Origin of the sequence: Pontibacter rugosus (assembly GCF_042678745.1) — a bacterium.
Taxonomy (GTDB): domain Bacteria; phylum Bacteroidota; class Bacteroidia; order Cytophagales; family Hymenobacteraceae; genus Pontibacter; species Pontibacter rugosus.
In genome coordinates this window covers 1-12,326 of the sequence record NZ_JBHTLD010000158.1, presented here as the reverse complement: position 1 = coordinate 12,326, position 12,326 = coordinate 1, and the positions used below count along the sequence as shown (strand labels likewise).

Genomic DNA, 12,326 nt, shown 5'->3' with positions numbered 1-12,326 from the left:
TAAAATATATTAATATTATAGTACTACTACTGCCCGATAGTGGTTTGAACAGGGCTTGTGAAGAAAGTATATTTTATGGCACGTATTTAGTAACTTTGCTGTTGATTAACTGTTAAATCAAAACACAATAACCAATAACTATGTCAATGTATCCTGAATATATGGTTGCCCCTATCCGTGAGGATCTTACCTCAGCTGGTTTTGAGCAATTAATGAGTGCTGAAGAAGTAGATCAGGCCCTGAAGTCTGAAGGCACTGTGCTAGTAGCTATTAATTCTGTTTGCGGCTGTGCTGCCTCTAAAGCTCGCCCAGCTCTTAAAATGGCTGTTTCTGCTTCTGACAAGAAGCCTTCAAAGTTAGTTACAGTGTTCGCTGGAATGGAACAGGATGCTGTGGCTAAGGCTCGCGAGTTTATGTTACCTTACCCGCCGTCGTCACCGTCTATCGCGCTGTTTAAAAATGGTGAGCTGGTGCACATGATTGAGCGTTACCACATAGAAGGCAATGAGCTACACCGTATTGTAGATAATTTACAAGGTGCTTTTGATGCACATTGCTAGCTATACTAAAGTATAAACAGAAAGGGCCGGCAGAATTATCTGCCGGCCCTTTCTGTTTATCACCTACCTGTTGTTATACATGTAGTTTCCGAAGGTCAAAGCCAATGTCACGGCGATAGTAACGGTCTTGCCAGGTAATAGCCTCTGCAGCTGCATTAGCTTTTTCCAACGCCTGCTCCATAGTATCTCCTAATGCTGTTACAGCAAACACACGGCCGCCATTGTTTAATAACTTATCGTGAACCTGCTTGGTACCTGCGTGAAACACCAGTACATCTTCAGGCACGTTTTCAAGTCCGGTAATCTCCTTCCCTTTCTCATACCCTTCCGGATATCCGCCTGAGGCAAGTATAACCGTTGTAGCCGTGCGAGGATCTACCTCTAACTTGAATTCTCCCAGCTTATGCTCGTGCAATGCTTTAAACAGCATAAACAGGTCTGATTTCACACGCGGCAGTATAGCCTCTGTCTCTGGGTCTCCAAGACGGACGTTATACTCTATCACATAGGGGTTACCATTCACACTCATCAAGCCTATAAACAGGAAGCCTGTATAGTCCATCTGCTCCTGCTGCATGCCCTTTAGCGTTGGCTCAATTACACGCTCCTTCACTTTCTGCATGAATGCATCATCCACAAACGGAACTGGCGAAATAGCGCCCATACCGCCTGTATTTAAGCCTGAATCGCCTTCACCGATACGCTTATAATCTTTCGCCTCTGGCAGCAGCACATATTCCTTGCCATCCGTAAGTATAAACACAGACACCTCAATGCCCTGCAGATACTCCTCTATCACCACCTTACTGCTCGCATTGCCGAAGCGTTTTTTGCGCAGCATACCTTCCAACGCATCAAAGGCTTCTTCATAATCCTGGGCTATAATCACCCCTTTTCCCGCAGCTAAACCGTCTGCTTTGATAACAACTGGGTAAGTATGGTTCCTGAGGTACTCAACAGCCTCTTTGAAATTAACTTCTGTAAACGTCTGGTAACGGGCAGTAGGGATGTCGTACTTCTGTAGAAAAGCTTTGCAGAAGTCTTTGCTGCCCTCCAGCATGGCTCCCGCCTTCTTGGGTCCTACTACCAGGATATGCTTCAGAAAGTCAGAGTTGGCAAAGTAGTCATGTATGCCTTCTACAAGCGCGTTTTCCTGACCTACTATCATCATCATGATATCAAAATCGGCGGCAAACTTTCCTAGCTCATCAAAGTCGTGCACGTCAACAGCTGCGGCGGTGCCAAAGGCGGCTGTGCCAGCGTTACCGGGTGCTACAAATACTTTCTCGCAGAACTCACTCTGGCTGAGCTTCCAGGCAATGGCATGTTCACGGGCTCCAGAGCCTATAACAAGTACGTTCATATGGTTGGGTTATTCGGTTGTTGGGTTGATTGCGTAACGGTCGCAGCTGCGAATTTAAAAATTTATACTTGCCTGCACAGCACAAATCCACAGCTAATATTCTTGCTCTGCTATTTTTAAAAGGAAAATGAAAAGCGGCTGGATATTCCCCAGCCGCTTTTCATTTTATACTTACCTTACTAGTTAGCATACTCCGACAAGAACTTGATACGCATCAGGCGCAGGTCCTCTTCGGTATAATCATCGGTACCCAGTTCTTTTAAGGCCACAGCAATATTATCCGTGTTGGCATGCATAAAGTAGTCGTATATCTCTTCCTGGCGCTCATCATCCAATACATTGTTGATGTAGTAGTTCAAATTTAGCTTGGTTCCGGAGTAGCAGATATGCTCTATCTCCTCTATCAGCTCCGGCATGGTCAGATCTTTCGATGCAGCTATTTCTTCCAGGTCTACTTTCTTGTCTATCTGTTGAATGATGTAGATCTTGATCTTCGACTTGTTCACAGTGGTTTTCACCACCACGTCCGAAGCTGTTACAATATCGTTCTCTTCTACATACTTGCTCACCATATCGAGGAAGGGCTTCCCAAATTTATGGACCTTACCCATGCCTACACCGCCAATATTGGCCAGTTCGTCTTTGGTGGTAGGATACACTGTCGCCATTTCTTTCAGCGATGGGTCCTGGAACAGCACGTAAGGCGGCAGGTCTTTTTCTTTGGCCAGCTTCTTACGCAGGTTCTTCAGCATATCAAATAGCACCTCATCATGCCCCGCAGATGCCTGTGCCTCTATCTTCTCCTCGTCCTCTTTCACTTCCTGATCGTAATTATGATCTTTTGTAAGCTGTATAGGGAACGACTTCAGTATATAGTCTTCCCCCTTTGGAGTTAGCTTTACTACACCAAAGTTATCTATATCCTTGTATAGGAACTCCGACAACAGCACCTGACGCAATACGGAGCTCCAGAATTGGGCATCGTGCTCTTTGCCGGCGGCAAATACCTCTAATTTATCATGATCGTAGCTGGTTACATACTGGTTACGCAAACCGGTAAGCACAGCCGTGATATGTTCTATACTAAAGCGCTGGCCAGTTTGCTGCACTGCCTTCAAAGCCAGCTGTACTTCCTGCTCTGCCTCAAACCGCTCTTTCGGGTGCAGGCAGTTGTCGCAGAAGCCGCAGTCTTTTTCATACGTCTCGCCGAAATAATGCAGCAGTTGCTTACGGCGGCAAACGGCAGAGTCGGCATAGGCAGCCATTTCCTGTAGCAGCAACTTCGAATTGTCGCGTTCTGTTACCGGTTTGTCTTTGTTGAATTTCTCCAGCTTTACAATATCATCGTAGCTGTAGAACATCACACAGTTGCCTTCCATACCATCGCGTCCGGCACGGCCAGTTTCCTGGTAATAGCCTTCTATCGATTTAGGTGTGTCGTAATGAATAACAAAGCGTACATCTGGCTTATCTATACCCATACCAAAGGCAATGGTAGCCACAATTACGTCTGCATCTTCATTTAGAAATGCATCCTGGTTGGCCATACGCACCGCAGGTTCTAGACCAGCATGGTAAGGGCGCGCCTTAATGTCGTTTACCCGCAGCAACTCGGCAATCTCTTCTACCTTTTTACGACTCAGGCAATACACAATACCGCTTTTCCCCTTGTGCTTCTTCACATACTGGATCAGCTGCTTTTTGGTGTTGTGCTTAGGCCGGACCTCGTAGTATAAGTTAGTGCGGTTAAACGATGATTTAAACACCGAAGCTTCATCCATTTGCAGGTTACGCTGAATATCGAGCTGCACTTTTGGTGTAGCAGTAGCTGTAAGCGCAATGATGGGCAGATTACCTATTTGGTCAATAATGCCACGGATACGGCGGTACTCCGGGCGGAAGTCATGCCCCCACTCAGAAATACAGTGCGCCTCATCAATGGCCACAAAAGAGATATTAGAGGCTCGCATAAACTCGATGGTTTCCTCTTTAGTAAGCGACTCCGGGGCCACGTACAAAAGCTTAACCTCACCGGCGAGCGTCTCTTTTTTAACTCTGTTCGTTTCAGCCTTAGAAAGCGTAGAGTTAAGGAAGTGCGCATTCACGCCAAAGGCATTCAGCTGGTCTACCTGATTTTTCATCAAAGCAATCAGCGGCGAAATAACGATGGCTGTGCCTGGCAAAGAAAGAGCAGGTAGTTGGTAACACAACGACTTGCCCGCGCCTGTGGGCATAATCACAAAGGTATTACGGCCGTTAATAATGTTGTTTATTATTAACTCCTGATTTCCTCTGAATTGATTATACCCAAAAACTTCTTTTAATTTGTTCTTGAGATTTACCTCTTGTTTTACTGACATGTAATCTTGCAAAAAATTTAATCTAGTTGCAACGCACTCCGATGGGGGCGCACTAACACAAATTTAACTTGAATCTCCCTAATAATATAGTCCTTACCGCAAAAAAAGTCTTGGAGGCCGAAGCCGAAGCAATCGCCAGACTAGCCGATTTTATCGACGAAGGTTTTGAAAGTTGCGTCCAAGCCATTTTGCAGATCAGGGGCCGCGTGGTAGTTACGGGTATTGGTAAAAGCGCCAACATTGCTCAGAAAATAGTGGCAACACTAAACTCTACCGGTACACCCGCCTTGTTTATGCACGCAGCAGATGCCATTCACGGAGACCTGGGTATGATACAGGCAGAGGACTTCGTCATCTGCATATCCAAATCAGGTAACACACCTGAGATAAAGGTACTTGTACCATTGCTAAAACGCAAGGGGTCTAAACTCGCTGCTATGGTTTCGAGCATAGATTCTTACCTGGCGCAAAGTGCAGATTTTATACTTAACGCATACGTAGAGCGCGAGGCTTGCCCGCATAATTTAGCCCCCACCACCAGCACTACCGCCGCGCTCGCCCTTGGCGATGCTCTGGCTGTTAGCTTACTGGAGGCCAGGGGTTTTAGCACCGCTGATTTTGCAAGCCTGCACCCTGGCGGTTCATTAGGAAAAAGACTATATTTAAAAGTTGAAGATATTTACACCCAAAATGAGGCTCCTAGCGTAAAGGAGAACGCTACAGTGAAAGAGGTTATTATTGAAATCTCTTCAAAACGCTTAGGAGCCACTGCTGTAGTAGAACAAAACTCGGGGAACTTGACAGGGATTATCACAGACGGTGACTTACGCCGCATGCTTAATAAGTATGATAGCATTGATCGCATTACTGCCGTCGATATCATGACCCCGTCTCCGCTTACCGTTGAGCCTGACACCTATGCCGCCGAGGCAATGGCTATCATGCAAGACAAAAGTATAACTCAACTCATTGTAGCTAAATCAGGTAAATTTAAAGGCTTCGTACACCTCCACGACTTACTCAAAGAAGGACTTGTATAATTATGGATAACAACACTTACGTAGTTATAATGGCAGGCGGCATCGGAAGCCGCTTCTGGCCATTCAGCCGTACTAACTACCCAAAACAATTCCACGATGTGCTGGGCATCGGCGAAAGCATGCTGCAGATGACGGCTAACCGCTTTGCAGACATTTGCCCACCGGAAAACGTTTTCGTAGTAACCAACAAGGATTATGAGGCGCTGGTAAAGGAGCAATTACCTCACCTGACGGATAACCAGATTCTGCTGGAGCCTGTTGGCCGTAACACAGCGCCGTGCATCGCCTATGCATCCTACAAAATTGCACAGCTCAACCCGAATGCCAAACTAGTTGTAACGCCATCAGACCACGTGGTGCTGAAGCAGAGCGTTTTCACAGATGTGATCAACGAGGCTGTTGCCGCTGCCGCGCAGGACGACATTCTCATAACCTTAGGCATTACCCCTAGCCGCCCTGACACAGGCTATGGCTATATTCAATATATCGACGAAGAATCAACTAAAATAAAGAAGGTTAAGACCTTTACCGAAAAACCTGATCTTGACCTGGCCAAGATGTTCCTGGACAGCGGGGACTTTGTCTGGAACTCCGGCATCTTTATCTGGAGCGTGCAAAGCATCCTGAAGGCTTTTCAACAGCACCTCTCTGAAATTTCTGAAATCTTTGATGAAGGCATCAGCTTTATGAACACGGCTGAAGAGCAAAACTTTATCACAAAAGCTTATTCCCAATGCCGCAATGTGTCTATTGACTATGGCATTATGGAGAAAGTGGATAATGTGTATGTGCTGTTGGCTGATATCGGCTGGTCTGACCTGGGTACCTGGAACTCGCTTTACACTATCAACGACAAAGACGACAGCGGCAATGTGGTTGATGGTGAGGTAATGCTCTATGATACCAAAGACTGTATCATCAAAACGCCAAAGAAACACCTGGTAGTGGTGCAGGGGCTGGAGGACTACATTGTGGCGGAGTATGACAACGTACTCATGATCTGTAAGAAAACCGAAGAGCAGAAGGTGAAGGAATTCATGGCCGATGCCAAATCCAAGAAAGGCATCGAGTACATTTAACTTCTAATGACCTGATAAAGGATAAAAGCCGAAGGACCAAAGAAGAAAAAGATACATTCTTTCTTCTTTGGTCCTTCGGCTTTGTAGTTCTTCGCCTATTTTACAAACTTATCTTGGCTCTAAACTGCCTAAGCTTGCATAGCCGCCATCCTGCAGGCGCTGGCGCATAGCCTCGTAAAGTATAATACCCGTAGCCACTGATACATTCAGCGAGCCGATCTGGCCCATCAGCGGAATGCGCAGTTTAACGTCGGCGCGCTTCAGGTACTCAGGTGATATGCCGTCTTCCTCGCTACCCATAATAATAGCTGTAGGGCCCACCATATCCACGGTGAAGTTGTTCAACTGATGTTCTGTTTTCTCGGTACAGGCCACTAACTGAAAGCCATATTCCTTCAGATAGTCCAGCGTGTCCTTTAGGTTTGGCTCACGGCACACCGGCACAAGGTTAAGCGCCCCGGCAGATGTTTTCATGGCATCTGCGTTTATCTGCGCGCCACCTCGGCTCGGAATCACAATGGCATCTACACCCATACATTCGGCATTACGGGCTATGGAACCGAAGTTGCGCACGTCCGTGATGCGATCGAGTATAAGTACCAGCGGGTTTTTGCCTTGCTCAAACAAACCAGTTACGATCTCAGAGAACGGCTGATAAGAGATAGGTGAAATAAAGGCTACTGCTCCCTGATGGTTCTTGCGTGTGAGCCTGTCCAGCTTTTCTGCCGGCACCATTACTACAGGCACTTCGAATCGCTTTGCCTGCATCATGATCTCGTCCGTAGTTGGGTTACGGGAGCCACGCAGCAGGAATATCTTCTCCAGTTCTTTTCCGGCTGAGAATGCCTCCAATATAGGGCGCGAGCCGAAAATCATCTCGGTTTTATCTTCTTTTGGTGTTCGGGGACCACTGCTATAGCGGTTACCTACAAATTTGTCTTTCCTGCTCTCCATTTTGCTACAGAGCTGTACCAACTATCCTCATACTCGCGGCGCCGTACCAGCTCATAATAATTTTCAGTAAAGTTATTTTCTTTTTTGGTAAAAACGAACTTGATGTAAGGCGATGTCATCGACTCTCGGTAAATCCAGGTAATGTTAGGCCCCACCTGGCTGATGCTGCTTGGCCTTCCGTACACCAGGTAAATCATACCTCTGTCTGTTGCCCAACCTGCTTTATGCGCTGTAAATAGTTTATTTGCCATTTCCACCCGATTGTAATATGTACGGATAAGTTCGCGTGCCTGTGTAGAATTGCCCTCACCTACTTCCAGCCAAAAATTATCTACGGCAGCTTTTACGTCGGGTGATTTAAGCAATGCTTCGCGCTCCCGTGAGGTAGTGAGGTAGATAAGCGGCGGCACCAGTTCATCGGCCATCGTAACCTGCGGATAGTTGTGGGGCATCACCAGCATGCTTTTAGCAGTCTCAGAACCTGCCCCAAAGGTATAAAGCCCTTCCTTTGCCAGCTTGATGGTATCACGTGTGCCAGCATTAAAGACGGAAGCAGCTGATATGGTACGAGGCACCACAGGTTTACGTGTACTCATGGGCGGTGCAGCAGGCATAAAATCCAGCTCATACTGCTCTACCCGCAACGAATCGTTTGAGGATCCATACTTGCGCAAAACCAATTGATCAGAAGTGGTAACATAGTCTTTGAAAACAGGCTTGCCTGATCTGGCGTGAACCAGCAGGTAGTCTTTTCGGAGCATAGCGGTGGTAAGGGGTAGTTTAAATTTCATGCCTACCCGCTCCTGCCCCGTCAGCACCTGCCATACTTGTATATGCAACACATTAGGCCCTTGCACTACCGAGGAAGGCAATACCACCTGCACATGCAGTTGCCCTTCTACATCTGTTATTTTTCTATCAGGTAGATTAACTGAATCCTCTAGTATGATAGCACTGTTATTGGCAGTCCCGGTTCGTACAGCATACTCATAAGATGTAGCAGACTGCAGCAAGTCAAGCACTTGCTGCACATCCTCAAACTTTATCAGGAGGTGCAACGTGTCGTTGCTACTGTAATAGGCATGCTCCATCGTTATTTCCGGTATTTCCTGTTTTAGCTGTACGGGTCCCAAACTTGTATTGCTGGGGCCACCGCAGCTATAGATAAACACCAGAGACAGGATAGACAGCAAGTGTAAGTACTTCATTTTAATGCAGCTATAAGTACAGTTTCAAGTATAAAAGAAAGGCCGGATCGAATAAAACGACCCGGCCTTTTGTACTGATAATGAGACTATTTTGTTTAGCGGCGCATACGCTGCAAATACTGCATAAACTGTTGTTGCAACTGCGATGCACGCTCCTGCATACCCAGCTCCTCAGCAGTACCAATCAGCTGTTGCAGCACCACCATGTTCACCTGTATCTCCTGGTCAAACAGGGCTCCTTTTGCAAAGTAATAGTCCAGCGCCTCCTGCGATCCCTGTGCCATCAGCTCCAGCATTTCTTTTGCTTTCTCGGTCTCGCCAAGCGCTGCATAGATCGGAATGAACTGTGGTGTATAGTAATCATATGGCACTGTCTCGAGTGGCAGCACTTTAAAGCAGTATTCTACTACCTCTTTCGCTTTTGCGGTGTTACCGTCCTCTAAATAGGCAGCAGCCAGTGTGGCGAATTTATCACGCGCGTTTGCAGAGAAGCGGTAATAGTTGTCGTCGTAGAAAATATCAGGGTTATCGAAATTACGGAACATGAACTTCTTCATCATGTTCTCATACATTACTTCTTTGTTTACAATACCTCCTTCTTGCCCAGCGGCGCTCTTAACCGGCACAATACGATAAGCAAGACCTTCTAACTGGAAATAACCTGACAGACCAATAAAATCGGCACTGTTTACAGTAGTAGAGAAGTAAATCGGGCGTTCCCAGTTGTTCGTAGCCAGTAAGTCAAGGATCACCAAGTGCTTCTTCTCAAGCAATGATTTGGTGATCGTCCACTGCATACGGTCTGCTATCTGGTCTTCATACTCATCAGCCACAAAGCCCATCTTCTTGATCTTCTCCTTATCAATGTTGAGGAAGAAGTTGCGGGTAGGCATGGTAAGCAGCGTGGTGCCCTGTCCATACTGCACCTGCAGTGCCGGATGGTTTTGCTTGATCAGGCTGATATACTGGTCCAGGTTAATGCCGGATGCTACTTGCGGTGCCTCTACGTAAGGCAGGAAGTCGTTTGTGCCTTGGCGGTAGTTCTCGTTTTCCAGCGATAACGGCCATGGTTCTGATAAATAAGACTGGCGCTTCATCTGGTCGATGTACCAATCGGTGTTCAGGTAACTTAATACCGACACGCGCACATCAGTTCTATACCCCTCCACTTCCTGCACATACCACAGCGGAAATGTATCGTTATCGCCATTGGTAAACAATATTGCGTTTGGCGCACAGGAGTCCAGCAGGTTTTTGGCAGAGTCTACAGACTGGTAGCGGTCAGATCGGTCATGATCGTCCCATCCTTCGGCAGCCATTATACCAGGCACAGCTAAGCATAGCACAGTAGCTACCGCCGCACGGCTCGTGGAGTTCTTCAACACCTTTCCCAGTAAATCAGCCAGGCCCATTACACCCAGCCCGATCCAAATGCTAAAGGCATAGAAAGATCCTGCAAAAGTATAGTCGCGCTCACGTGGCTCTACCGGCGGCTGGTTCAGATACAGCGCAATGGCTATACCGGTAAAGAAGAAGAGCAGGCCTATGACAAAGGCATCGCGCTCGTGCTTGCGCACTTGGTAGATTAAACCAAGTATACCTACTAACAGTGGCAGCAGGTAAAAGCAGTTTCGGGCCTCACTCTCCAGCACGCGAGCTGGTACATTAATGTTCTCACTGCCAAACCAAAGCACTCCTGCATTTTGCACATCGCTTTCGCGGCCGGCAAAGTTCCACAGGAAGTAACGCCAGTACATGTGGCCCAACTGGTAGTTTAACAAGTAGCTTAAGTTCTGCCCAAATGTTGGCGCTTGTCCTTCACGCAAGTCTACCCATTTCTTGTAGGCTTCGATATGGCCCGGTGCATCACTGTAGATGCGCGGCAAAAGAACTTTATCTTTAGAATCATACACAGGCTCTACCTTATTGCCTGTGTTGATGTAGTTATTCGGACCTTTGATATAGCGCGGAGCACCTTCTTCCTGTCCGGTAGGCTGCGCATTGTACTGCGGCCCAAACAACAAAGGACGGTCACCATACTGCTCACGCTTCAGGTAAGACACAAACGTCAGGATATCATCCGGATCGTTCTCATCAATGGTTGGGTTGTAGGACGACCGTATAGGGATCATCAAGTAAGACGAGTAGCCTATCAGCACAAAAACTAAGCTAAGCAGTGCCGTGTTCAGTATGCGGTTGTTGTGCTTAATGGAATAGCGCACACCAAAAATAATCACCCCTATCAGAAGAATCAGGAATACGATTATACCAGAGCTGAACGGCAAGCCAAGAGAGTTAACAAAGAACACCTCAAAACCACCTGCAATAGAAGGCAAGCCCGGGATAACACCCCAAAGTATGGCTACCACTATAACAGCACTAATAGCAAAAGCAACTACACCACCCCAGAAAGATGGTTTGTAAAGCCTAAAGTAATAGATGAACGCCAGCGCAGGAATGGTTACCAGGTTCAGTAAGTGCGCCCCAATAGATAAGCCTACCAGATAGGCTATTAAAATAAGCCATTTATCAGAATGTGCTTCTCCTACTTTAGCCTCCCAGCGAAGTATAGCCCAGAAAACGATGGCGGTAAAGAAAGACGACATGGCGTATACTTCTGCCTCCACTGCTGAAAACCAGGCTGAGTCAGAGAAAGTATAAGCCAGTGCACCCACAACTCCACTTCCCATGATCAGCATCAGGTTGCCTTTGCTAGGTGCCGCACCTTCTCGCACCAGCAGTCTGCTTGCAAGTATGGTGATGGTCCAAAAAAGGAAGAGTACTGTAAAAGAGCTGCAAAGCGCTGAGAGCAGGTTTACCCACCAGGCCACCTGTGTTACATCGCTTGCAAACATGGAAAAGAGCCGGCCCATCAGCAAATAGAATGGAGCCCCCGGAGGATGCGGCACCAGGAGTTTATAGGAACAAGCGATGAATTCACCTGCGTCCCAGAAGCTCGCGGTCGGCTCCAGGGTTAGCACATACACAGCTGTCGCGATAGCAAACACGATCCAGCCCACGATGTTGTTTATCTTCCGATAATCCGTCATAGCATTTATTGATTCAGCCCCGAAAATAATAAATAATGTAAAGCGGCTGGCTATTTTTAGAAGTTTATAATGAAAAAGCCGACCAAAGGGCCGGCTTTTAATACTTAACTCATTTCAGGAGTTTTTATTTCTGCAACACGAGCCTTTTCGTTTCTACAGTCTTCCCGTTCACAAGCAGACTATAAAAGTAGATGCCAGATGGCAGGCTGGTCAGGTCTAAATCAATTTTGGCTTTTTCAGCTGGTGCAACTTCCTGCACTGCCAGGACCTTACCAATGGTATTAGAAATACGAATCTTATAGCTGTCGTTTCCAGGCAAGTTAAGCGCCAGGCTAGTTAAGCCTCTGGATGGGTTGGGATATGCATTGATAGAAGGCAAGCTTGACTTCACCTCGTTGCCCGGTGCAAATGCGGCAAGCGTTATGTTAGCATACATACTTTTGCTTGGCTTCACTTCTACCACATGGAAAACCTGACTTACTGCAGAAGCATAAATCTTAGAGCAGGTATGATCGTTTTCCTTTTCAACAAACTTAGGTCTGGCGTTATTTGCCGATAAAGTAAGTTGCGTAACTTTATCAGGCATTAACTTCCAAAGCGTATTGCCTCCTTTGTAGGCAGGGTTTACCCCTACTGCATCGTGTATCCCGGCAAAGCTCAATAAGTGCGAGCTCAAAAGGGTTGTAACCAATATTAATCTAGTAAATCTTCT

The 12,326-nt window shown here is 46.8% G+C and carries 9 protein-coding genes; 3 read left to right on the top strand and 6 right to left on the bottom strand.

Features of this window, described 5'->3' with window-relative positions; genetic code table 11:
• Window positions 1–146 precede the first annotated feature (146 nt).
• Window positions 147–560: a BrxA/BrxB family bacilliredoxin gene (locus ACFQ2O_RS15440; protein WP_377529511.1), complete on the top strand. Its 414-nt coding sequence runs from the start codon at window positions 147–149 to the stop codon at window positions 558–560.
• A 73-nt stretch (window positions 561–633) separates the two neighbouring features.
• On the opposite strand, the gene purD is transcribed toward ACFQ2O_RS15440, so the two are convergent.
• Window positions 634–1,923 carry a phosphoribosylamine--glycine ligase gene (gene purD, locus ACFQ2O_RS15435; protein ID WP_377529508.1) on the bottom strand — a complete coding sequence of 430 codons (1,290 nt, stop codon included), beginning with the start codon at window positions 1,921–1,923 and terminating at the stop codon, window positions 634–636.
• A 179-nt stretch (window positions 1,924–2,102) separates the two neighbouring features.
• Entirely contained in the window at window positions 2,103–4,283 is a 2,181-nt protein-coding gene (recQ, locus tag ACFQ2O_RS15430; RefSeq protein WP_377529506.1) for a DNA helicase RecQ, read from the bottom strand.
• Between the two features lie 68 nt (window positions 4,284–4,351).
• Here recQ and ACFQ2O_RS15425 point away from each other — a divergent pair, with 68 nt between their 5' ends.
• Together ACFQ2O_RS15425 and ACFQ2O_RS15420 are read left to right on the top strand one after the other, a co-directional pair.
• Window positions 4,352–5,323, top strand: coding sequence for a KpsF/GutQ family sugar-phosphate isomerase (locus ACFQ2O_RS15425; RefSeq protein WP_377529503.1), 972 nt, complete (start codon window positions 4,352–4,354; stop codon window positions 5,321–5,323).
• A gap of 2 nt (window positions 5,324–5,325) precedes the next feature.
• Complete coding sequence (locus tag ACFQ2O_RS15420) at window positions 5,326–6,402, top strand: mannose-1-phosphate guanylyltransferase (RefSeq protein WP_377529500.1); 1,077 nt, start codon at window positions 5,326–5,328, stop codon at window positions 6,400–6,402.
• Window positions 6,403–6,510: 108 nt separating this feature from the next.
• Here ACFQ2O_RS15420 and rlmB read toward each other — a convergent pair whose 3' ends face one another.
• The 4 genes from rlmB to ACFQ2O_RS15400 all read right to left on the bottom strand — a co-directional run.
• Window positions 6,511–7,356, bottom strand: a complete 846-nt coding sequence (gene rlmB, locus ACFQ2O_RS15415; protein WP_377529497.1) for a 23S rRNA (guanosine(2251)-2'-O)-methyltransferase RlmB — start codon at window positions 7,354–7,356, stop codon at window positions 6,511–6,513.
• Window positions 7,329–8,564 carry a GWxTD domain-containing protein gene (locus ACFQ2O_RS15410; RefSeq protein ID WP_377529494.1) on the bottom strand — a complete coding sequence of 412 codons (1,236 nt, stop codon included), beginning with the start codon at window positions 8,562–8,564 and terminating at the stop codon, window positions 7,329–7,331. The genes rlmB and ACFQ2O_RS15410 overlap by 28 nt, the downstream gene beginning before the upstream one ends.
• Before the next feature lie 95 nt (window positions 8,565–8,659).
• Complete coding sequence (locus ACFQ2O_RS15405) at window positions 8,660–11,614, bottom strand: glycosyltransferase family 117 protein (RefSeq protein ID WP_377529492.1); 2,955 nt, start codon at window positions 11,612–11,614, stop codon at window positions 8,660–8,662.
• 124 nt (window positions 11,615–11,738) lie between these two features.
• The coding region (locus ACFQ2O_RS15400; RefSeq protein WP_377529489.1) for a T9SS type A sorting domain-containing protein at window positions 11,739–12,326 on the bottom strand (588 nt) is incomplete at its 5' end.